The sequence below is a fragment of the Neobacillus jeddahensis genome, from assembly GCF_000612625.1.
Taxonomy (GTDB): domain Bacteria; phylum Bacillota; class Bacilli; order Bacillales; family Cytobacillaceae; genus Neobacillus; species Neobacillus jeddahensis.
This window is the reverse complement of record NZ_CCAS010000010.1, coordinates 21,975-43,864: the sequence shown is the minus strand read 5'-3', so window position 1 is coordinate 43,864 and position 21,890 is coordinate 21,975. Positions and strand designations below refer to the sequence as shown.

The window sequence follows — 21,890 nt, the reverse complement described above, 5'->3', positions numbered from 1 at the left end:
AAACCTTCCGGCAGCACAGGTGTTACCTCTATTAGAGGAATAAGCGCATTAGAACGGCATAAATTGAAGGTGAGCAATTTTGGAACATTTACTAGGACAAGAGTGGGAAATAACCCCTGCTGGAGGCAAAACAGGAGAAGCCTTTTATGCAAAATATAAAGATCAAAGGCTTTTTTTAAAGCGGAATTCCTCTCCATTCCTTGCAGTATTATCAGCTGAAGGGATTGTCCCAAAGCTTGTTTGGACAAAACGATTGGAAAATGGAGATGTGATCACAGCGCAACAATGGCTTCCTGGCCGAGAGTTAAAGCCATCTGAAATGAACCAAGAGGATGTTGCAAGATTGCTTAAGAAAATTCACTGTTCAGAGCCAATGCTTGGAATGTTGAGTCGGATAGAGAATTCGCCCTTAAATCCAGAGACAAGATTGCAATTAGTGATAAGCGAATTAGATGAACAGGTACTTGCACTGCCTGAAACGCAAAAATCATTGCGTTTTCTTAAGCAGGAAGCCCTAAATGTCTATTGTGATGAAAAAGTAGTTTGTCATGGTGATGTTAATCATAACAACTGGCTGCTTGCAGAAGACAACCAGTTGTACTTAATCGATTGGGATGGTGCAATGATCGCTGACCCTGCCATTGACCTAGGATTACTTCTTTATTGGTACATACCCGAAGAAAACTGGCAAGACTGGTTGGGCATGTACGGTAAAGAGTTAACTGTGCATCTGAAATTAAGAATGAAATGGTATGTGACGATTCAAACCCTTTCTTCCATTCAATGGTATAAAAATAAAAACCGATTGGAAGAAATGAATAAATGGATTCCGTTTTTAAATGAAATCCTTTAATTAAGAGAATTGTCCAATATCACTTACCCATTGGGATAAGTTTTCTTGGTTAGATGAAATATGCTGATCTAAATCAGCCGTTTGCGAACCGTACTGGCTGTATTGATAAACTTCTTGTAAGATGTTTTTAACATTCTGATCGATTTCTGTGTTGACCATCAGCGATTTCACTAGGCGTTCTAGTTGCTCACATTCTGATACGGATCCACAACAATCTGTTTGATGATTGTTTAAGATATCTTTGAGTAATGTTACTTGGTCACCGTGACTTAATGGCATAGAAGATCACCCTTTCTGAGTGGAAATGTAAAAAAGAATTCACCTTAGGTTGTGAATTCTTTTTCTGTTTATGCGCGAACCTTTTTTCCAACTCATATTTTTCCATTTTGTTTTACTTGCAAGTAAAAAGGCAACATGTTATGTTTTGAACTATATTTGTTAATAGGAGTGTCACAATGAGACTTAGAAATAAGCCTTGGGCAAAAGAAAGAATAGAGCAGCATCCACAATATATTGTCGCAAACCCTGAACAACACAAAGGAAATTGGGCAGAGGTTTTTGATAATAATCACCCCATTCATATTGAAGTTGGGACGGGAAAAGGTCAATTCATTACCGAAATGGCAAAGGCCAATCCTGACATTAATTATATGGGAATTGAAATTTATGACAGTGTTATTGTCGCAGCATTAGATCGCTTAATTGAAGCGGATTTACCTAATTTGCGGCTATTGAATGTTAATGCAGCGGATTTAGCGAAGTACTTTACGAAAAATGACATTGACCGAGTTTATTTGAATTTTTCAGACCCATGGCCAAAGACCCGTCATGAAAAAAGAAGATTAACGTATAAAGATTTTTTAAAGTTATATGAAGACATCTTGGTAGATGGCGGCGAAATTCATTTTAAAACAGATAATCAAGGTTTATTCGAATATTCTTTGATGAGCTTTTCCGCTTATGGGCTATTGTTGAAATATGTAAGTCTTGATTTTCATAAAAGTGATTATGAAGGAAATATCATGACAGAGTATGAACAGAAATTCTCAGAAATGGGAAATCGTATTTATCGTTGTGAAGTGAAGTATCAAAATTAATAGGAAGAACAGTTCTTAAAAAAGCTGTGGTCAGACTTTCAAAAAAGGTATCGAGAGTACACTCTTGGTGCCTTTTGTCATTATTTATGGATGGTATGAGAAAAGGTTGATTTCCGCTCCAGGCGCTTGCTTTCCGGGGGGCGTTCGCCGAGCCTCCTCGTCGCAAGCTCCTGTGGGGTCTCGCCTGAAACGCTAATCCCCCAGGAGTCAAGCGCCTTCCGCTCCAATCAACAAGTATACTTTATTATACGATTCTAAAGACTGTTCATTAAGCTTTTTGAGTCCTCCCCAAGCAGCTTACCATGACCAAGTTTCCAGATGGAAGCAAACGTAATCATTGACTTTTCATACAATTTTTTCTATATCTAGTAAGATTGTCCGTCTCGTTCAACACTTTTCCATCATATTGGATACTCTAAGCTAGATACTAAATGATCTTTAGGAACTAATGATCTATCGTTAGTATTTCTATTTTTTCGTGTTCATCAAATTGATTTTTCATCATCACATGTCATCTCGAAGTGTTTAAATTCTAAGATAATAGAATAATTTTTAATTGATTGGAGCGGAGGGTGGCGACTCCTGCGGGAAAAGCGGGAAAGTCGAGACCCTGGACTGAGCGTAGCGAGGGAAGCGGCTCGGCCCCGCCCGCGGAAAGCGTCCACCCGGAGCGCAAATCTAACCAGACTGTTCTTAATGTAAGCTGTTCTTTTTTGTTCTCCAAATGTTCAGATAATGATACTATTAAGAAAAGGTGTCAAGGAGGAGAGGGCAGATGGAATCGTTAAAAATAGGAAATGTTAAGCTAACCTGGTTATCAGGGGGCGTCACAAATTTAGACGGAGGAGCAATGTTTGGCGTGGTTCCAAAAGGGCTATGGTCAAAAAAGTATCCGGCCAATGAAAAAAATCAAATTGAATTACCAACAGATCCTATGTTAATCCAAATGGATGGTAAGAACTTTCTAGTGGAAGCTGGACTTGGTAAAGGAAAATTATCTGAAAAACAACTGAGAAATTATGGGGTCACAACGGAATCAGAGCTGGAGGAATCCTTGGAACGATTAGGGATCCAAGCGGAGGATATCGACTATGTTCTGATGACACATTTGCATTTCGACCATGTTGGCGGGTTGACGAAACTTGTAGACGGTAAGTTCGTATCTACCTTCCCGAAGGCGAAAATCATCACCTCACAAGTGGAATGGGATGAAATGCGTCATCCTAATATTCGCTCGAAAAATACATACTGGAAAGAAAATTGGGAAGCGATTGAAAGTCAGGTAGTTCCTTTTGAGGAAAAATGGAGTTTAAAAGCCATCACGATGATTCATACAGGAGGGCATAGTGATGGTCATTCGATTCTCATTATTGAGGATGGTGGTGAAATGTCTATCCATATGGCTGACTTGATGGCCACGCATGCACATCAAAATGTATTATGGGTAATGGCATATGACGACTATCCAATGACATCGATTGCGGCAAAGGAAAAATGGCTGCCTTATGGGTTAGAAAATAATGCATGGTTCACATTTTATCATGATGCCTACTATCGAGCCATAAAATGGGATAGTGACGGAAAACAAATAGTGGAAAGCATTAAAAGGAAAAGATAAGCAAAAAATAGCCGTATCACGAGCTAAGATGCGGCTATTTTTGCTTAAACAGCGTCGCTCGATAAGGTAATATCTATTAATGTTCCTGTATGGGCATCGGCAATAAACTCAAATTGTTCATGTGTCCCATTATTATTCTTGGAGATACCCCCCTTATATACATTGTAGGTAATATCCTGTTTTTCGTAAGGCTCTGCCACCATATGTATCCATGAGCCGCTGATCGGACCGCTCTGTTTAAATTTCTTTTTTACATTTTCTAAAACCCTTTCAGGTGAAACATTTGTGTTTTGGGCAAGGATTTCCTTTGTGACATATCCACCAACAAGACCAACTGCTGCACCAATGAAAAAAGATTTCCAGTTCATCTTTTCACCTCCAAATTTAGAAAAATCACTATAAATATTCTCTCTCTCAGTATATCGTATTTGAGGGAGGGAAGGTATTATTACAAATATTGAATTGAATTGTTGGTAACCGCAATTGAGTTTCTGTACAATAAGCAATATACATAATATATGAAAAATTATAAAAGGAGTATTAACATGAATGAACAAACATTAACGCTTTTTCAAACATTGACGGAACTTCCAGGGGCCCCAGGTAATGAACATTTAGTAAGAAATTTCATGAGAGAACAATTGTCATTATATTCAGATGAGATTGTTCAAGATAAATTAGGTAGTATTTTTGGGGTGAAAAAAGGAACGGGACAGGGTCCAACTATCATGGTCGCTGGTCATATGGATGAAGTTGGTTTCATGGTTACATCCATTACTGATAATGGAATGCTGCGGTTTCAAACGCTTGGGGGCTGGTGGAGCCAAGTTCTCCTTGCTCAACGTGTCCAAGTGATGACTAAGAATGGCCCAGTTATTGGGGTCGTAGGATCGATTCCACCACATCTTTTAGATGATGCAAAGAAAAACAAGCCGATGGAAATAAAAAACATGTTAATTGATATCGGAGCAGATGACCGTGAGGATGCAGAACGTATTGGCATTAAACCAGGTCAGGCCATCTTGCCAATTTGCCCCTTTACCCCCATGGCCAATGACAAGAAGATTTTAGCAAAGGCATGGGATAATCGTTATGGCTGTGGATTGGCAATCGAGCTCTTGCAGGAAGTGAAAGATGAGACTTTACCAAATATCCTTTATTCTGGGGCAACAGTCCAAGAGGAGGTTGGCTTACGTGGCGCACAAACCGCTGCAAATATGATCAATCCTGATATCTTTTTTGCCCTTGATGCAAGTCCAGCCAATGATATGACTGGGGATAAACAAGAGTTTGGCCAATTAGGGAAAGGGACATTACTTCGTATCCTTGATCGCTCCATGGTGACGCATCGAGGAATGCGGGAATTTATCCTCGATACCGCAGAAACCCATAAAATTCCATACCAATATTTCGTCTCACAGGGTGGAACGGATGCTGGTCGTGTTCATTTATCCAATGAAGGGGTACCTAGTGCTGTAATAGGTATTTGCTCACGGTATATTCATACCCATGCTTCAATTATTCACATTGATGATTATGCAGCCGCGAAAGAATTATTAGTTAAATTAGTTAAAACCTGTGACCAAACCACAGTGGATACCATCAAAGCAAACAGCTAATCATTCAGGAGGCATCCAGCATGCCTCCTTTTTGCTGTAGAGAAGGAGATATATGTAAAATGAGAATTGTTATTGGATCTAAAAATCCTGCTAAAATTGCGGCAGTAAAAAATAGTTTTGATCAAGATGAACTAGAATTTATTCCTCTCGATGTCCCAAGCGGTGTCAATGATCAGCCGTTTTCTGATGATGAAACAATCAGGGGTGCAATCAATCGCGCTAAAGAGGCTTTGAGGATGGGGAATGGGGATATTGGGATTGGTCTTGAGGGCGGCGTTCAGGAAACCAGTTATGGATTGTTGCTTTGTAACTGGGGGGCACTAGCTACACCCACTGTGGAGCCTTTCATTGCCGGTGGGGCAAGGTTCCTCCTGCCCGCCGAAGTAGCAGCCAGACTTAGGGCAGGTGAAGAACTAGGACCTGTGATGGATGAGTATGCAAAAATGAAAAATGTAAGAAAACATGAGGGAGCAGTTGGAATCTTTACGAATGGAATGATTAATCGAGTAGATATGTTTACGCATGTTACAAAGCTGTTAGTCGGGCAATATGACTATTTTACTAAATAGGTAAGAAAATAACTCACTTTTCGACACGATTATCGGACAAATGTCTTGTCATCCAAATATTTTGGAAGGTATGATAGGAATAGGACTTTACTCACAGAAAAGGAGGAGAGCAATCTGGATTTTTTCAAAACCATTATGGTGTTCTTACTTTCCATTTTTATATTAACAGCGTGTAACAGTTCATCGCTGAAAGAAGAAAGTACCGCAATAATGAAAACGGTTGATACTACCTTCCATGAAAAAGAGAAAAAAACAAATGAAAAGAGTGGTAAGGTTGAATTCTTCTTACCAAAGGGGTATGAAGTAAAAGAGGAATCTCCTACGAATATTATTTTAAAAGGTGGTTCCAATACTTATATACTTTTTATAAATCCACAAGAAGAACCGTCCAGTGATGTCGTGTATAAAGCGACGATTGATCAATACAAAAACCTAGATATAAACAAAACCTATAAGCAAGATCATAAATTTGGATTTTTGACGATTAAACAATTGGATAATGATAAGAATGAAATGACCATTGGTGTGGGCGGAGCAAAAATCACGACCCAAGTCAAAACAAGTAAATTGGTAGAGGAATCTAAAGTCATGATGCAGATGGTGAATTCAGTAAACTATAACCAATAAAATACGGTTTCCTCTGGCTTCTATCTGTGTCCTATGGGCATGATAAAAAGGTCAAGTTGGGTTAAATGAGCAATGCATATCAGTGGATGGTAAAATGCAATCCTGTTATGATTCGAGATGAAGATTTATTTCAAACGGAGGGGTTTTATTTGAAAAACTTAGAATCAATCGAGCAATTTGAACAACTTCGCGATCAGGGAAAAACAATTTTCATGTTTTCAGCGAATTGGTGCGGAGATTGTCGCTTCATCGAACCTGTGTTACCGGAAATAGAAGCAAAATTTAATGAATATACATTTATTCATATTGACCGCGATCAATTTATTGATTTATGCCAACAGGTGGATGTTTACGGAATTCCAAGCTTTATCGCCTATGGAAATGGAAAAGAGCTTGGTCGATTTGTCAGTAAAGATCGAAAAACGCAAGAAGAAATCGAAGCTTTCATTTCTGGATTAAATTAAATTTCCGCTGCCCCCTCTCTCTTCTTTGAGATGGGGGTTTTTTTCATGTACAATAGAATACAAAGCTTCGTGAAATGGTGGGTTTAACATGAAAATGGATAGTAAAAAAATGCGGCGTGAATTAGAAGCCCGCTTGACTGGAAAAGACAAACTGATTACTTATGATCGGGAAAAGGATCAACTTCGGATCGAAAGCACATTGCTAGGCAAAGGGATTACGGTATCTATCCCAGGAGTCATTGCAAAATGGCAGATTGAGCAGGAGAAGGCGATAGATGAGATTGTTTATTATGTTGAAGAAGGTCTTCGGGCTATGACAGATCCTGTACAGTTAAAAGATCATGAAAAAAAGATTTTTCCTGTCATTCGTTCTGGGTCATTCCCGACTGAAGCGGCAGAGGGGAACCCATTCTTAATTGATGAACATACCGCTGAAACCAAGATTTATTATGCGTATGATATGGGTAACACCTACCGGCTTATTGACAAACAAATCATGGAAAAAGAGGGATGGGAAGCAAGCAGGATTAAGGAGATTGCCTTATTTAATGCACGATCGCTTTCTACTCCATTAAAGGAAGACCAGGTGGCCGGGAATATCTTTTATTTTTTGAACACGAATGATGGATATGATGCGAGTAGAATAGTAAATAAGGGGTTCCTAAATGAGATCGAGAAGCGCATTACGGGGACAATGGTGCTTGCTGTTCCACATCAAGATGTGTTAATTATTGCTGATATTCGTAACGACAAGGGCTATGACGTTCTTGCTCAGATGGCCATGAGCTTTTTTGCGAACGGAAGGGTGCCAATCACGGCTTTGTCATTTTTATATGAAGCAGGGGAATTGGAACCAATTTTTATCTTAGGGAAAAATAAATAACACTAGAAAAGATGATCACATGAAAAAGTGGTCTTTTTTCGTGATATCCTTCCTTATGTATCCAATTGAAACATATTTCGACTCATTCTAAAGAATTATGTCGATAAAATATTAATTACTGATAAAATAGAATGATAGATGAAGAAGAAAGAGTGATAGTTTTGAGCTGGATCCAAAACTTTTTTCAAAAGTTAAAAAAAGAAGAGGAAGGAGATGTTAATGACTACCCCTTTCAAAGTCAACAGCAGGATAAACTCGCGCCTCTAAATCAATATGAAAGCTTAAAGGATTTAGATGCGAGAATTTCTTATCAATATCCAAAGGGTAGTAATCCTTCGTCTCGTCCCCAAAAGAGCATTCAAAAGTCAATTCAGGAAGAATTAGGACGACCTAAAAGATCTGAGAAACTTCTAGAAAAACGGACAATATCAACAAGACAAGCAAAACCTGAAGTAAAAAAAGAAGTACCTAAGATCAAAGCGGAAACATCCTCACGACCACGTGGACCGTTTCAACCAACTGAAATTCCTTCACCTGTTTATGGTTTTAACAGACCAAGAAGGTCTGATACAATCGTGGAACATGAATTAAGTCATTTCTTATCGGAGGAATTAGATCAGAAGTTAAATGAATCTATTTCCATTGAAAAAACGCTAACACGTTCAACAGCCGAAGTTCCAACTGATAATGAAAACTTGGTGTTGAATGCTGAAGGTAATACCACCGTAATTGGGTCAGAGGATATTGATCTAGAAGTGAGCCTAGCCACTCAAGCGTTGGAAACCATTTTGGAAACCGCCACATCGATGGCGGTAGAAGAAATTCAAGTGGAACCACTCTCCTTAGAAATAGTGGGAGAGAATGAATCTGAAATTCAATTTGAGTTGGAAGTAGAAGAGATAGAGGAACAAGAGCAAGAAGAAACACTGATGTCTGAATCAAGCTTAGAACCAGACCGAGAAATAGAATCTGTCCCAGTTCAGGAAACGGAGCAACCTGTACCAACACGGTCACGCTTACCTTTCAATGTGATGATGTTAAAGCAGGATAAACAAAAGTGGGAAGAAAAAAAGCGGAAAAGTGAGTTTGGACAGCAATTAGGTTTACAGGCCGAGAATAAACAGGAAGAAATCATGAAAGTGAATGTCGCTTTAGAACAGAACCCCATTGTGGAAGAAGTTGAAGTTGAAGTTGAAGGAACCTATATCCTCCCTAAATCCAATTTGCTAAGTCCTCCCGTAACAGAAATTCTCGACACTGAATGGATAGATGGGCAAAAAGAGCTATTAAATGTGACCCTGCAAAACTTTAATGTCGGCGCAAGTGTTGTCAATGTGACACAAGGCCCATCGGTAACTAGATTCGAAGTGCAGCCAGAACCAGGAGTGAAAGTTAATAAAATCACGAATTTAAGTGATGATATAAAGTTAAGTCTTGCGGCACGAGATATAAGGATTGAAGCACCTATCCCTGGCAAGCATACAATTGGAATTGAGGTACCAAATCAAAAATCAAGGCCCGTTCTAATCAATGAAATTATAGGGAGTCCTATATTTACAGAATCTGAGTCCCCGTTAACAGCGGTGCTCGGTCTTGATATTGCAGGCAAACCAATTGTTACGGACCTGAAAAAAATGCCACATGGCTTAATTGCAGGTGCGACAGGATCAGGAAAGAGTGTATGTATTAACTCCATTTTGATTAGTTTGTTATATAAGGCTCGTCCAGAAGATTTAAAATTATTGCTGATTGATCCTAAAATGGTGGAACTGGCACCTTATAATCGAATTCCACATTTAGTCAGCCCAGTCATCACTGATGTAAAAGCGGCTACTGCTGCATTAAAATGGGCCGTGGATGAAATGGAACGACGCTATGAGCTGTTTGCGCATGCAGGCGTTCGTGATATTAATCGCTTTAATGATTTAGCGATGCAGCATAAGCGTTACTCAGATAAACTACCGTTTATTGTCATCATCATTGATGAGTTAGCTGATTTGATGATGATGTCGCCTGCAGATGTCGAAGAGGCAATCTGTCGTATTGCTCAAAAAGCAAGGGCTTGTGGTATTCATCTCATTGTCGCGACACAACGGCCATCCGTAGACGTGATTACAGGGTTAATTAAGGCAAATATCCCAACAAGGGTAGCCTTTTCTGTTTCATCACAAGTGGATTCACGAACCATCATCGATATAAGTGGAGCCGAAAAATTACTAGGGCGCGGTGATATGCTATTTTTAGAAAATGGCTCATCGAAACCAGTTCGTCTTCAAGGGACATTTGTGTCTGATGAAGAAATTGATCTAGTTGTAGACCATGTCAGACAACAGAGAGAACCTGAATATTTATTTGAACAAGAAGAGTTGTTGAAAAAAGCACAGGTTATTGAAGATGAGGATGAACTCTTTTATGAGGCTTGTGAATTTATCATTGACCACGGTGGTGCCTCAACTTCCAGTCTGCAGCGCCGCTTCAAAATTGGCTATAATCGGGCAGCGAGATTGATGGATATGTTAGAGCAAAACGGTTATATTTCAAGTGCAAATGGAAGCAAACCAAGGGAAGTATTAATTACCGAAGCGGATTTACAATCCATTCAAGACTAGCAATATGACATGAACTATTGTATTCTTTGTAGACGTGGACAAATACTAAGTTGTATACTGACCAAGATAAATGTAATTATACAAATCGCAAATAGTTTTTATAAACAAACAGTGATATAATTATGAAATGATTTTCTAAGATATTTATTAAACAACGTGTTTTCTTATGACTGTCCAAAAACAGCGTCCGGACAAGGCGCTCTTGCTTTTCTTATTAGCAAATACAGTCAGATGTCATATACTGTTTAACAGTATTACGTTGGTTGGAGGTTCTTCTATGACTATTTACCATTTTGTAGGTATAAAGGGGTCTGGAATGAGTGCACTCGCACAAGTGCTACACGATATGAAATTTCAAGTGCAAGGCTCCGATGTCGAAAAGCGCTTTTTTACTCAACTAGCCCTAGAACAATCTGGGATTAAAATTCTTCCTTTTCAAAAGGAAAACATCAAGCCGGGTATGACGATTATTGCAGGAAATGCCTTTCCTGATACTCATGAGGAAATTCAAGAAGCTATGAAGCTTGGTCTTCCTATTATTCGGTACCATCGCTTTTTAGGCGACTTTATGCAAAACTTTACAAGCATCGCTATTACAGGTGCGCACGGGAAAACATCCACTACAGGATTGCTTGCACATGTAATTGCTGGGGCAAAACCAACATCCTTTCTAATTGGCGACGGAACAGGCAAGGGTGAGGAGGGTGCTGAGTATTTTGTATTTGAAGCTTGTGAATACAGAAGGCACTTCTTATCGTATTTTCCTGACTATGCCATCATGACAAATATTGATTTTGATCATCCTGATTATTTTGCTAATATTGATGATGTTTTTTCTGCCTTTCAAGAAATGGCGGTACAGGTGAAGAAGGGAATATTTGCCTATGGTGATGATGAGCAATTGCAAAAAATCCAAGCAAAGGTTCCAGTATTGTTTTATGGATTTGGTGAGGAAAACGACTATCAGGCTAAAAACCTTGTGAAAACAACAAGTGGAACGAGCTTCGATGTATTTATTCGAAATACATTCTTTGATACCTTTTCTATCCCGACTTTTGGCGATCACAGTGTGTTAAATGCACTATCTGTCATTGGCGTATGCCACTATGAAGAAATTAATGTTGATGTGGTTAAGGAACTTTTACAAACGTTCCAGGGCGTAAAAAGGCGGTTCTCTGAAAAAAGCATCGGCTCTCAAATATTAATTGATGATTATGCCCATCATCCAACTGAAATAAAAGCAACAATTGAGGCAGCCAAACAGAAATATCCTGACAGAGAGATTATTGCTGTCTTCCAACCACATACCTTTACTAGAACTCAAGCTTTTTTAGAGGATTTTGCTGCAAGCCTGCGCGAAGCAGATAAAGCCTTTTTATGTGAAATTTTTGGTTCTGCAAGGGAGAATCACGGGAAACTAACGATTAAGGATTTACAGGATAAAATTGCAGGGTCTGAAATTCTTTCAGAAGAAAATACGTCCGTATTAAATGCGTATGATAATAGTGTCATTATTTTTATGGGCGCTGGAGATATTCAAAAGTTTCAAGAATCCTATGAAAAGCAATTAATATAAGCAGGTCAAATGAGACTAGGGTCTGACCTTTATCCTCTCATATTATGAAGTCTGTGAAACATAAAAGGATGCCAGCGATTGCTGGCATCCTTTTGTATTATTTCAATTGGTCAGGGTTTAACCCTTCTAATTCAGGGACAACGAAAAGGCCGTCTTTACGAATTAGGACTTCATCAAAGTATATTTCCCCGCCACCGTACTCAGGACGCTGGATATTGACCATATCCCAATGAATATTGGAATGGTTTCCATTAAAAGCGTCGTCGTAACATTGGCCAGGAGTGAAGTGGAAGCTGCCAGCAATTTTTTCATCAAACAAGATATCCTGCATCGGATGGAGGATAAATGGATTTACTCCAATCGCAAACTCCCCAACATAACGTGCCCCTTCATCGGTATCAAAGATTTTATTAATTCGGCTTGTATCATTAGAGACTGCCTCAACAATTTTTCCTTCCTTGAAGGTTAGTTTAACATTTTCAAATGTAAAGCCTTGATAGGGGGATGGAGTATTATAGGTAATAACCCCGTTAACCGAATCTCTAACAGGTGCCGTGTAAACTTCTCCATCTGGGATATTTAAGTGACCGGCACACTTGATAGCCGGAATATCTTTAATAGAGAAGGTTAAGTCTGTTCCCGGACCAGTGAGGCGGACTTTATCTGTCCGATCCATTAAATCTTTGAGACTATCCATCGCCTTATCCATCTTTCCGTAATCTAGATTACAGACATCAAAATAGAAGTCTTCGAATGCTTCCGTACTCATTTTTGCTAATTGAGCCATGGAGGAGGTAGGATAGCGTAGAACGACCCATTTTGTATGGGGAACTCGAATGTCTCGATGAACTTTTTTCCCAATTGTTTTGCCATGGATTTTCATTTTTTCATCGGGGACATCGGCTTGTTCACTAATGTTATTACCAGAACGTAGCCCTATGTATGCATCCATATTTTTCATAACATTTGCTTCAAATTCGGCCATCATGGAATACTGTTCTTCCTGTGCACCTAAGAGAAGAGAGCGATCGACCTGATGGTCTTTAAGAAGCACGAAGGGGTATCCACCTGCAGCATAAGCTTCTTTGACAAGTGCAGTCACAAGTTCCTTTTGCAGACCAAAGTTTTCAATTAATACTTTTTCACCCTTTTGAAGCTGCACTGAATAGTTAATTAAATTTGCAGCCAATTTCTCGATACGAAGATCCTTCACACAAACGCCTCCAAAATAAAATTATATACTATCTTATTGTACCCGAATCCTGCAGGAATGTTGAAATTCCAACATTCGCTCTGGGGGAATTTTCTTTTAAAGGCAGGAAAACAAGACAAATTTATGGAAGTAGTATAAGATTATTTACAAGGTTTATATATAGTTTGGATAGGAAATACAATACATATGGATAGGATGAAGGCGGAGGTGCACGATGCAAATTATTTTATATTTAAGTGTAGCATTAATAGCGATCGCGTTTTTAGTATTAGTTATTTATTTATCAAAAACGCTCAAATCACTTCAAGTTACATTGACCAGCGTTTCTAAAACATTAGATGGATTAGAAAAACAATTAGACGGCGTTACATCCGAGACAACATTGCTTTTACAAAAGACGAATGCGCTTGCAGTAGACATTCAGCAGAAATCAGAAGGGTTAAATAGTGTTGTCGATGCTGTCAAAGATGTGGGGACAACGGTTGTTAAATTTAATGGAACACTGCAGAAAATAACAAATTCAGTAGATTTGCAAGTAGAGGAAAGTAAAGAAAAAATCTCACAAATCGTTCAATGGGGAAATATTCTTCTTGAATTAAAAGATAAGTGGCAGGCTAGAAAGCAAATAAAAGATGAAGTGAGCACAAAAGAGAGACAAGGGATAAGATCACACTAAGAAAGGAGAAGTTAAAAAATGTCTAGTAGAGAATATGAATCAAGAGAATCGAATCAAGCTCGTACGGAGGATTCCTCCGGTACCTTTATTCTTGGTGCATTAATCGGTGGGGTCGTTGGCGCCGCGGCTGCTCTTCTTTTAGCTCCTAAATCAGGTAAGGAACTGCGTATAACATTAAGTAATCAAGCGGGTCAGTTACGGGAAAGTAGTTTAAATAAAAGCGGTGGTTTCATCGCTAAAACGTCCTCACTATCACAGGACTTGGTTCAGCAATCCTCACAAATATTAAATAAAGTTAAAAGAAAAGCCGGAAATCAACATGAAGTCGTAGAAGAATCAGATATAACCTATATTCCAATTGATCAACCTAAGAAGGAAAATCAACCTTCCAAAAAAACAGTTGAAATTAAATCCTTAGATAGTACGGAGATAAGAAAGAAGTTAGAGGAAGCGGAAAAGGCTTTTGACGAAGAAGAAAGCAAGGTTAAGTTTTAACAGTAGTTTTAATTATTTGTGATAAAAACGGTGAAGTGTTAAAATTACTTCACCGTTTATTTATTGATGTCTAGCTTTAGCGCAACATCAGATGCGCTATGCTTTTCAAATTGGAGGAATGTAAAAATGGTTGAAAAAATTGAATCCATTGAACAATTTGATCATTTAATCAAAAATGAGGACAGCTTTTATCTTCTAAAGCATAGTTTGACATGTCCAATTAGCCATGCTGCTTACAAGGAATATGAGAAATTTTCTAGTGAAAACCAAGTGATTCCTACCTACTATCTAGCTGTTCAGGATTCACGACCGTTGTCTACGGAGATTGCTGAAAGGTTTCAAATCAAGCATGAGTCTCCACAGGCGCTCCTTTTTCATAATGGAAAACCGATGTGGAATGCCTCTCATTGGAAAATTACAAATCGTTCACTCGTAAGTGCAAGTAGTGAAAATCTATAGTTAGCTATGAGAGAAAGAGGGTGAATTGGTTCATCCTCTTCCTTTATAAGGAAAATTTTTTTTATGAACAATACACATTGTGAGATGGAAAACATATATTACTCTAATAAAATAACAAATACTTTAGTGCTTAAAAGCGTTTAATTAATAAAGAGAAAATAGGTGACAATCGAATTTATTTCAGCTATAATAAAGCCTAATTATTGAAAATTAAAAACTTAGCATTTAATACTTGTGAATTTTTTACTTATCTCAAACAATACACTTGTAGACTTTGAAAAGTAAATGATTGGCAAAAGGAAGGACGGGAACGACAATGGTCAATAATGAATTAGATCAGTTGAGAACACGTGTTGATGAGCTTAACTTGGAATTGTTGAAGCTAATTAATGAAAGGGCACAGCTTGTTCAAGAGATTGGACGAGTTAAAGGAAATCAAGGTGTATACCGCTACGATCCAGTTCGTGAAAGAAAAATGCTTGAAGTGATTAAAGAACATAATGACGGACCATTTGAGAGTTCCACGATTGATCATATTTTTAAGGAAATTTTTAAAGCAGGTTTGGACTTGCAAAAGGATGATCATGAAAAAGCATTATTAGTGTCCAGAAAGAAGAAGCCTGAGGATACAATTGTTTCGCTTAAAGGTGAGAATATTGGGGATGGTAAGCAGCATTTTGTCTTTGGACCATGTGCAGTTGAATCATATGAGCAGGTAGCGACGGTGGCAAAAGCTATGAAAGAAAAAGGCCTGAAACTCCTTCGTGGCGGGGCTTACAAACCACGTACATCTCCATATGATTTCCAAGGTCTTGGGGTAGAAGGATTAAAAATTCTAAAACGAGTGGCAGACGAATTCGATATGGCGGTCATTAGCGAAATCGTAAATCCTGCTGATATTGAAATGGCTGTTGATTATATTGATGTCATTCAAATCGGTGCTCGAAATATGCAGAATTTCGAATTGTTAAAAGCAGCTGGAGCTGTCAATAAGCCTGTTCTATTAAAGCGAGGGATTTCAGCTACAATCGAAGAATTTATTAATGCAGCTGAATACATTATGGCACAAGGGAATGGACAAATCATTCTCTGTGAACGCGGTATTAGAACGTATGAACGGGCAACACGAAATACACTTGATATCTCAGCGGTTCCAATATTAAAACAAGAAACACATTTACCAGTAATGGTAGACGTTACTCACTCAACAGGTAGAAGAGATTTATTACTCCCTTGTGCGAAAGCTGCACTTGCTATCGGTGCTGATGGGGTTATGGCTGAAGTTCATCCGGATCCTGCTGTTGCTCTTTCAGATGCTCAACAGCAAATGGATCTTAATCAGTTTGATAAATTCTTTAGTGATTTACTTGCATCAAACTTTGTTCGTATTTAATTATCAAAAAAATGGTAATTTAAATGCCTTCTGCATATCTTGCAGAAGGTTTTTGAATGGAAATAGAAATTTTATAAAGAATATTGACAAATGCAATTGCGGCTTTAATATTCTTATCGTATCATTAAATACATACAAAGATTGTTTATTATCTCACAATCAGAAAAGTGGAAGTTTCGGTTTGGAATACAATAAACATGACTAGTTTTTTCATAACAGATGTAAAATAAAGAAAACAACGTACGTTTTAGGAGAGTGTTAAACGTGAATATCACAATTTATGATGTCGCAAGGGAAGCTAATGTTTCAATGGCGACTGTTTCCCGCGTAGTCAATGGGAATCCCAATGTAAAACCGGTTACCAGGAAAAAGGTTTTAGAAGTTATTGAAAGATTAGGGTACCGTCCAAATGCTGTCGCACGAGGATTGGCAAGTAAGAAAACGACAACAGTTGGAGTGATTATCCCGGATATTTCCAATATCTTTTTTGCTGAATTAGCACGAGGAATTGAAGATATTGCGACAATGTATAAATACAATATTATTTTAAGTAATTCCGACCAAAATAAGGATAAGGAATTACATTTGCTTAATACGATGTTAGGTAAACAAGTGGATGGACTTGTGTTCATGGGAGGTAATATCACGGCTGATCATGTAGAGGAATTCAGCAAATCCCCTGTCCCAATTGTCCTTGCGGGGTCAATTGAAGAGTCAAACCAAATACCTTCTGTAAATATTGATTATGAAGCAGCGGTTTATGATTCTGTTAAGGAATTTATTGATAAAGGTCATAAAAAAATTGCTTTTGTTGTTGGTCCACTTCATGAGCCAAAAAATGCTCAGAAGAAACTTAAGGGTTACCAAAGAGCCCTTCAAGATGGAGGTCTTCCTTATAATGAAGAGCTGATCGTTGAAGGTGATTATACGTATGACTCCGGAATTGAAGCATTTGAAAAGCTTTTAGAAGGAGGGGAACGACCAACTGCAATCATAGTTGGTGCAGATGAAATGGCATTAGGCGTAGTTCATGGAGCTGAGGATAAAGGTTTTAAAATACCGGAGGATTTTGAGGTTATTACTTCAGATAATACGAGACTTTCTCTCATGGTTCGTCCGCAGCTAACAACCATTGTACAACCTTTATATGATATTGGTGCAGTTGCCATGCGACTATTAACTAAATTGATGAATAAAGAAAAAACTGATGAAAATATTGTTGTATTGCCACATCGAATTGAATACCGACAATCGACAAAATAAAAAAAGCAGGTTGGCCGTCAAGCCAATCTGTTTTTTTTACCACATTTTACTATTTTGCTGATTCAGAATGGGATAGAGGGCCTTTTCAAGCGTAAGTGAATTTTTCTCAGTAATCTCTGCTTTTCTTGGGATTGGGGTATATAAATGATCGGGATCATCCCATTCATGTGGCAGGGTAACAGGGGATTCCTTCTGCCACTGTATTAGCCACTCATTTGGTAAATTACCGTAACAATTAGAGTTTTCTGTCATTTCTAGCCAAATAAGGGCCCATGCCCTTGGAACTACTCTCCAGATGTCATAGCCACCGCCACCGACTGCAATCCACTTTCCATTACAATATTGATGGGCAATCTCATGAGCAAGTTTTGGTATTTCTCGATAGATCTTCATAGTGGCTGATAAATGCGTTAATGGGTCATAATAATGCGAGTCTGCTCCATTTTGGGTTAAGATGACGTCTGGTTTAAAAAACTTCGCAACAGCTTTTAATGATTGTCTGTAGGCATCCAGCCATGATTCATCCTCTGTAAAGGCATCGATTGGGATATTAAAAGAATAACCATAGCCTGCACCTTGACCACGCTCATTAATATTTCCTGTCCCTGGGAACAGATAACGTCCTGTTTCATGAATGGAAAGAGTACACACATTTGGATCATCATAGAATGACCATTGGACGCCGTCCCCATGATGTGCATCTGTATCAACGTATAAGACCCGCGCATTGTATTTTTCTTGCAGATATTTAATGGCGACTGAGCTATCATTATAAATGCAAAAGCCAGACGCTTTCCCACGAAAACCATGATGTAATCCACCCCCAAGGTGGAGCGCGTGAAGAGCCTTGCCAGTCATGACTTGATCGACAGCAGTTAATGTACCACCTACCAATAAAGAACTGGCCTCGTGCATATTTGGGAAGACAGGTGTATCCTCTGTACCTAAGCCGTAGTTTTCTGCTATTTCTTTTGGAAGCTGGCCTTGTCCTGCTTTTTTAACGGCTTCTATGTAACTTCGATCGTGTATAAGGGCTAATTCGTCTTCTGAAGCCATTTTTGGCGGAATTACCTGCTTATAATCTAATGCGTTGAGTTTATATAAGAGGTCTACGGTTAGTTTAAGTCGGAATTGGTCAAAGGGATGGTTATGACCGAATTTATATTTCAACAATTCTTCTGAAAAAACAAAGGAGCACAAATCACTCATATAGACATCCCCGGAAGATTAGGCCATAGTACTTGATGTCCTGCTTCTTTTAAATCTTGAATAAGTGCAGTGGGGTTCATGGTTTGTAACCTAATGACAAGTATTTTATAATGTTCATCCATTTTATCAGAATAAACAAGAACACTGAGGATGTTTGCTTTGCGCTTCTTTATTACTTCTGTAATATCACTAAGCTTTCCGGCGAGGTTGGGCACCTTTATTTCAATTTGTGAACCTGGCTGATGCGCGCCAGTTAATTCCACCATTGTGCGCAGTAAATCTGTTTCGGTTACAATTCCTACTAGTTTCCGATCATGAATGATTGGCAGACAACTAATCTTATGTTCATAGAAAAGACCGGCTACTTCTTCAACAAAATCGAGTGGATGTCCAGTGATAACATTTTTCTCCATAATAGTTTCAAGGTGTTTTTTTAAATCTTCAGGATGCTCATTTGCGTGAAAAATGGATGGAGTGGCTTCCCGTATTTTTGCAACGGTCACTAGACCAACTAAAAGTCCTTCCTGATCCACAATGGGGATATGGCGGATTTTTCTTGATTCCATTAAATTTATTGCATCTGAGATCGTATTGGTCGGTAATAGTGTGGCAACATCTGTTTGCATAATTTCTTCTACAATCATTCCTAAATCACCCTCTATCTTTAGCAAATAACAGGATAAATGTTAATACATAAATCGATTCATAAATCGTAAACGGTCAAACTTCTGAATGGATTCAACATCTACTCGCTTTCCCATCCGTGCCATCAAACAGTTTGCAGGGTGAGAACAAATCTCCGGGTCGTCTGTAGCATACCACTCAAGCCCACCAGCATTCATCATTTTCTCCATGACCTTCCGATAATCCCATACATTTAATTTTGTCCCTTTTAAATCCCAATGCCAATAATATTCAGTCGTAATGGTGATATAATCCTCCATCGCATCATCCATCATCGAAACAATGAGGAGGCTTTTACCGACTGAACATCCTCTAAATTGTGGAATCACTTCAATTGCACCAAGCTCGATTAAATTATCCATTTTACCTTCAGACCATCGCTCAAGGGGATCGGGGTAAAGATAGGTAACATATCCCACAATCGTCTGCTGATTTCTTGCAATAATGATTCTTCCTTCTGGGAGTTCAGCTATTCCAATTAATGCCTTATGCTGCTGCTCAGGTGGTCGGAATGCGACTAGGTGTTCATGAAATTCATAGCTAGCTAGTTGCTCAGCTGAAATAGGGCCTTCAATAATTAGACTCCCCTGGGGTGTCTTTAATTGTTTTGCATTATATGTCTTTTTATGTTCCATACGGTCACCTACCTGAGAGATCGTTGTGTATCAATTCTATTATACATAATATCTATCAATTAAAAGTGATTTTACGAAATTTTCTGTATTGTAAAGTCAAAAGTTCCGATCCGTGGATAAGATTTCATGAATAGTATTTTTAAAATTGTGAATAGTCCCTATTTGTACTATAATAATCTCATAATAACGAAGAGGGGGAGATTAATAATGAAAGTGGAAGCGCTGCCAGTGGTCCAAGGGGATCATAATATGGGGAATTATGAGGAGAGATACCAACACTTTGACTGGAAAGAAACTGAAAAGACATTCTCTTGGAGTGAAACAGGGCTTGTTAATATGGCCTATGAAGCAATTGACCGCCATGTGGAAGGCTTCCGAAAAAATAAAATTGCTCTATACTATCGTGATGGTTCGAGAAATGAAAAATATACATTTAAAGAAATGAAGGAATTGTCTAATAAGGCAGGGAATGTGTTAAAAAATTATGGAGATGTAGAAAAAGGGGACCGCGTCTTTATTTTTATGCCGCGCTCTCCAGAACTTTATTTTACGGTTCTAGGTGCCATTAAACTAGGTGCTATTGTCGGGCCACTTTTCGAAGCATTTATGGAAGGGGCTGTACGAGATCGCCTTCAAGACAGTGAAGCGAAGGTTTTAGTTACAACTCCAGAGTTATTAGACAGAGTACCAGTTCAGGATCTACCTGCATTGAAGCATATATTCCTAGTTGGTGGCAACGTCGAGGAACAAGGGCCATATATTAACTTTCTGAAAAAGTTTGATTCAGCTAGTAAACAACTTAAGATTGAATGGGTGGATCGAAAAGATGGCCTAATTCTCCATTATACATCTGGTTCAACAGGTAAACCTAAAGGGGTATTGCATGTACATAATGCGATGATTCAGCATTATCAAACGGCAAAATGGGTTCTCGACTTAAAAGAAGAAGATGTATACTGGTGCACAGCCGACCCAGGTTGGGTGACAGGGACATCCTATGGTATTTTTGGACCATGGCTAACGGGATCATCAAACGTCATTATTGGTGGCCGTTTTAGTCCTGAATCTTGGTATCAAATGATTGAAGATTTTGGTGTGACCGTTTGGTATAGTGCTCCTACTGCCTTCCGGATGTTAATGGGTGCAGGAGATGAGCTTGTGAAGAAATTCGATCTAAGCAGTCTTCGCCACGTCCTAAGTGTTGGGGAACCCTTAAACCCAGAAGTCGTGAAATGGGGGGCAAAGGTATTCAATAAACGAATCCATGATAACTGGTGGATGACGGAAACAGGTGCACAGCTTATCAGTAACTATCCTTGTATGATGATTAAGCCTGGATCGATGGGGAAACCAATACCAGGAGTGGAAGCAGCGATTGTCGATCATCAAGGGAATGAGCTGCCGCCATACCGTATGGGCAATCTGGCGATTAAAAAGGGCTGGCCGTCGATGATGAATACAATCTGGAATAATCCTGAAAAATTTGAATCCTACTTTATGCCCGGCGGTTGGTATGTTTCAGGGGATTCTGCCTACATGGATGAGGATGGTTATTTCTGGTTCCAAGGCAGAGTTGATGATGTCATTATGACTTCGGGTGAGCGTGTTGGACCATTTGAAGTGGAAAGTAAACTTGTCGAGCATCCAGCAGTCGCAGAAGCAGGGGTTATTGGAAAACCAGACCCTATCCGCGGAGAGATTATTAAGGCCTTTGTAGCCCTTCGAGATGGTTATGAAGCTACTGACGAATTGAAAGAAGAGATTAGACAATTTGTGAAACAAGGGTTAGCAGCCCATGCGGCACCACGTGAAATTGATTTCCGCGATAAATTACCAAAAACAAGAAGCGGTAAGATAATGAGACGAGTGTTAAAGGCCTGGGAACTTAACTTACCAACCGGTGACCTTTCAACAATGGAAGACTAAAATTAGAAACAAAAAATCGCAC

Annotated in this window: 22 protein-coding genes; 16 read left to right on the top strand and 6 right to left on the bottom strand. The window is 38.8% G+C overall.

The features are described from left to right. Nucleotides 1-79: 79 nt before the first annotated feature. Nucleotides 80-853, top strand: coding sequence for a phosphotransferase family protein (locus TY15_RS06840; RefSeq protein WP_040207591.1), 774 nt, complete (start codon nucleotides 80-82; stop codon nucleotides 851-853). Here TY15_RS06840 and TY15_RS06835 read toward each other — a convergent pair whose 3' ends face one another. After that, nucleotides 854-1,132 (bottom strand): YtzH-like family protein, encoded by a 279-nt coding sequence (locus TY15_RS06835; RefSeq protein WP_040207592.1) that lies wholly within the window; start codon nucleotides 1,130-1,132, stop codon nucleotides 854-856. Between the two features lie 176 nt (nucleotides 1,133-1,308). On the opposite strand from TY15_RS06835, the gene trmB reads away from it, so the two are divergent. Further along, nucleotides 1,309-1,950, top strand: a complete 642-nt coding sequence (trmB, locus tag TY15_RS06830) for a tRNA (guanosine(46)-N7)-methyltransferase TrmB (protein ID WP_040207593.1) — start codon at nucleotides 1,309-1,311, stop codon at nucleotides 1,948-1,950. A 775-nt stretch (nucleotides 1,951-2,725) separates the two neighbouring features. Continuing rightward, a complete protein-coding gene (locus tag TY15_RS06825) occupies nucleotides 2,726-3,568 on the top strand; it encodes a YtnP family quorum-quenching lactonase (RefSeq protein ID WP_040207595.1) in 843 nt (280 codons plus the stop codon). 44 nt (nucleotides 3,569-3,612) lie between these two features. Here the strand turns inward: TY15_RS06825 and TY15_RS06820 are convergent, their stop codons facing one another. Next, on the bottom strand, nucleotides 3,613-3,936 hold the full coding sequence (locus tag TY15_RS06820) for a PepSY domain-containing protein (RefSeq protein WP_040207596.1): 324 nt from the start codon (nucleotides 3,934-3,936) through the stop codon (nucleotides 3,613-3,615). A gap of 177 nt (nucleotides 3,937-4,113) precedes the next feature. On the opposite strand from TY15_RS06820, the gene TY15_RS06815 reads away from it, so the two are divergent. The 7 genes from TY15_RS06815 to murC all read left to right on the top strand — a co-directional run bounded on the left by TY15_RS06815 (nucleotide 4,114) and on the right by murC (nucleotide 11,915). Further along, nucleotides 4,114-5,187 (top strand): M42 family metallopeptidase, encoded by a 1,074-nt coding sequence (locus TY15_RS06815; RefSeq protein ID WP_040207597.1) that lies wholly within the window; start codon nucleotides 4,114-4,116, stop codon nucleotides 5,185-5,187. A gap of 59 nt (nucleotides 5,188-5,246) precedes the next feature. Next, entirely contained in the window at nucleotides 5,247-5,756 is a 510-nt protein-coding gene (locus TY15_RS06810) for a DUF84 family protein (RefSeq protein ID WP_040207598.1), read from the top strand. 210 nt (nucleotides 5,757-5,966) lie between these two features. Next, nucleotides 5,967-6,383: a hypothetical protein gene (locus TY15_RS06805; protein ID WP_142305390.1), complete on the top strand. Its 417-nt coding sequence runs from the start codon at nucleotides 5,967-5,969 to the stop codon at nucleotides 6,381-6,383. 149 nt (nucleotides 6,384-6,532) lie between these two features. Next, nucleotides 6,533-6,847, top strand: coding sequence for a thioredoxin family protein (locus TY15_RS06800; RefSeq protein ID WP_040207644.1), 315 nt, complete (start codon nucleotides 6,533-6,535; stop codon nucleotides 6,845-6,847). A 94-nt stretch (nucleotides 6,848-6,941) separates the two neighbouring features. Further along, the gene (locus TY15_RS06795; RefSeq protein ID WP_040207645.1) at nucleotides 6,942-7,730 is read left to right on the top strand and encodes a DUF1444 domain-containing protein; all 789 of its coding nucleotides are present in this window, start codon (nucleotides 6,942-6,944) and stop codon (nucleotides 7,728-7,730) included. Between the two features lie 161 nt (nucleotides 7,731-7,891). Further along, nucleotides 7,892-10,339 carry a DNA translocase FtsK gene (locus TY15_RS06790; protein ID WP_040207600.1) on the top strand — a complete coding sequence of 816 codons (2,448 nt, stop codon included), beginning with the start codon at nucleotides 7,892-7,894 and terminating at the stop codon, nucleotides 10,337-10,339. 277 nt (nucleotides 10,340-10,616) lie between these two features. Beyond that, nucleotides 10,617-11,915 carry a UDP-N-acetylmuramate--L-alanine ligase gene (murC, locus tag TY15_RS06785; protein WP_040207601.1) on the top strand — a complete coding sequence of 433 codons (1,299 nt, stop codon included), beginning with the start codon at nucleotides 10,617-10,619 and terminating at the stop codon, nucleotides 11,913-11,915. A gap of 97 nt (nucleotides 11,916-12,012) precedes the next feature. Here the strand turns inward: murC and TY15_RS06780 are convergent, their stop codons facing one another. Beyond that, nucleotides 12,013-13,128, bottom strand: coding sequence for an aminopeptidase (locus TY15_RS06780; RefSeq protein ID WP_040207603.1), 1,116 nt, complete (start codon nucleotides 13,126-13,128; stop codon nucleotides 12,013-12,015). A gap of 214 nt (nucleotides 13,129-13,342) precedes the next feature. Here TY15_RS06780 and TY15_RS06775 point away from each other — a divergent pair, with 214 nt between their 5' ends. The 5 genes from TY15_RS06775 (at nucleotide 13,343) to ccpA (ending at nucleotide 17,414) form a co-directional block, all read left to right on the top strand. After that, entirely contained in the window at nucleotides 13,343-13,804 is a 462-nt protein-coding gene (locus TY15_RS06775) for a DUF948 domain-containing protein (protein WP_040207605.1), read from the top strand. 18 nt (nucleotides 13,805-13,822) lie between these two features. Next, nucleotides 13,823-14,299 carry a YtxH domain-containing protein gene (locus tag TY15_RS06770; protein ID WP_042374229.1) on the top strand — a complete coding sequence of 159 codons (477 nt, stop codon included), beginning with the start codon at nucleotides 13,823-13,825 and terminating at the stop codon, nucleotides 14,297-14,299. 126 nt (nucleotides 14,300-14,425) lie between these two features. Beyond that, on the top strand, nucleotides 14,426-14,758 hold the full coding sequence (gene ytxJ / locus TY15_RS06765) for a bacillithiol system redox-active protein YtxJ (protein WP_040207606.1): 333 nt from the start codon (nucleotides 14,426-14,428) through the stop codon (nucleotides 14,756-14,758). A gap of 316 nt (nucleotides 14,759-15,074) precedes the next feature. After that, nucleotides 15,075-16,151, top strand: a complete 1,077-nt coding sequence (locus tag TY15_RS06760) for a bifunctional 3-deoxy-7-phosphoheptulonate synthase/chorismate mutase (RefSeq protein WP_040207607.1) — start codon at nucleotides 15,075-15,077, stop codon at nucleotides 16,149-16,151. Between the two features lie 264 nt (nucleotides 16,152-16,415). After that, on the top strand, nucleotides 16,416-17,414 hold the full coding sequence (gene ccpA, locus TY15_RS06755) for a catabolite control protein A (RefSeq protein WP_040207609.1): 999 nt from the start codon (nucleotides 16,416-16,418) through the stop codon (nucleotides 17,412-17,414). 36 nt (nucleotides 17,415-17,450) lie between these two features. Here the strand turns inward: ccpA and TY15_RS06750 are convergent, their stop codons facing one another. From TY15_RS06750 to TY15_RS06740, 3 genes are read right to left on the bottom strand one after another with little or no spacing between them, the layout of a single operon-like run. Further along, nucleotides 17,451-18,623, bottom strand: coding sequence for an acetoin utilization protein AcuC (locus tag TY15_RS06750; protein WP_040207611.1), 1,173 nt, complete (start codon nucleotides 18,621-18,623; stop codon nucleotides 17,451-17,453). Continuing rightward, nucleotides 18,620-19,267 (bottom strand): acetoin utilization AcuB family protein, encoded by a 648-nt coding sequence (locus tag TY15_RS06745; protein WP_040207612.1) that lies wholly within the window; start codon nucleotides 19,265-19,267, stop codon nucleotides 18,620-18,622. The genes TY15_RS06750 and TY15_RS06745 overlap by 4 nt, the downstream gene beginning before the upstream one ends. Nucleotides 19,268-19,309: 42 nt before the next feature. Continuing rightward, nucleotides 19,310-19,942 carry a GNAT family N-acetyltransferase gene (locus TY15_RS06740; RefSeq protein ID WP_040207613.1) on the bottom strand — a complete coding sequence of 211 codons (633 nt, stop codon included), beginning with the start codon at nucleotides 19,940-19,942 and terminating at the stop codon, nucleotides 19,310-19,312. 207 nt (nucleotides 19,943-20,149) lie between these two features. Here TY15_RS06740 and acsA point away from each other — a divergent pair, with 207 nt between their 5' ends. Beyond that, nucleotides 20,150-21,868, top strand: a complete 1,719-nt coding sequence (gene acsA / locus TY15_RS06735; protein ID WP_040207614.1) for an acetate--CoA ligase — start codon at nucleotides 20,150-20,152, stop codon at nucleotides 21,866-21,868. The last annotated feature ends 22 nt before the right edge of the window (nucleotides 21,869-21,890 follow it).

Bases quoted from the DNA above. Each gene is read 5' to 3' on its own strand.
- TY15_RS06835 (WP_040207592.1), bottom strand. From the start codon at position 1,132: ATGCCATTAAGTCACGGTGACCAAGTAACATTACTCAAAGATATCTTA.
- trmB (WP_040207593.1), top strand. From the start codon at position 1,309: ATGAGACTTAGAAATAAGCCTTGGGCAAAAGAAAGAATAGAGCAGCAT.
- TY15_RS06825 (WP_040207595.1), top strand. From the start codon at position 2,726: ATGGAATCGTTAAAAATAGGAAATGTTAAGCTAACCTGGTTATCAGGG.
- TY15_RS06820 (WP_040207596.1), bottom strand. From the start codon at position 3,936: ATGAACTGGAAATCTTTTTTCATTGGTGCAGCAGTTGGTCTTGTTGGT.
- TY15_RS06815 (WP_040207597.1), top strand. From the start codon at position 4,114: ATGAATGAACAAACATTAACGCTTTTTCAAACATTGACGGAACTTCCA.
- TY15_RS06810 (WP_040207598.1), top strand. From the start codon at position 5,247: ATGAGAATTGTTATTGGATCTAAAAATCCTGCTAAAATTGCGGCAGTA.
- TY15_RS06805 (WP_142305390.1), top strand. From the start codon at position 5,967: ATGAAAACGGTTGATACTACCTTCCATGAAAAAGAGAAAAAAACAAAT.
- TY15_RS06795 (WP_040207645.1), top strand. From the start codon at position 6,942: ATGGATAGTAAAAAAATGCGGCGTGAATTAGAAGCCCGCTTGACTGGA.
- murC (WP_040207601.1), top strand. From the start codon at position 10,617: ATGACTATTTACCATTTTGTAGGTATAAAGGGGTCTGGAATGAGTGCA.
- TY15_RS06775 (WP_040207605.1), top strand. From the start codon at position 13,343: ATGCAAATTATTTTATATTTAAGTGTAGCATTAATAGCGATCGCGTTT.
- TY15_RS06770 (WP_042374229.1), top strand. From the start codon at position 13,823: ATGTCTAGTAGAGAATATGAATCAAGAGAATCGAATCAAGCTCGTACG.
- ytxJ (WP_040207606.1), top strand. From the start codon at position 14,426: ATGGTTGAAAAAATTGAATCCATTGAACAATTTGATCATTTAATCAAA.
- TY15_RS06760 (WP_040207607.1), top strand. From the start codon at position 15,075: ATGGTCAATAATGAATTAGATCAGTTGAGAACACGTGTTGATGAGCTT.
- TY15_RS06750 (WP_040207611.1), bottom strand. From the start codon at position 18,623: ATGAGTGATTTGTGCTCCTTTGTTTTTTCAGAAGAATTGTTGAAATAT.
- TY15_RS06745 (WP_040207612.1), bottom strand. From the start codon at position 19,267: ATGATTGTAGAAGAAATTATGCAAACAGATGTTGCCACACTATTACCG.
- TY15_RS06740 (WP_040207613.1), bottom strand. From the start codon at position 19,942: ATGGAACATAAAAAGACATATAATGCAAAACAATTAAAGACACCCCAG.
- acsA (WP_040207614.1), top strand. From the start codon at position 20,150: ATGAAAGTGGAAGCGCTGCCAGTGGTCCAAGGGGATCATAATATGGGG.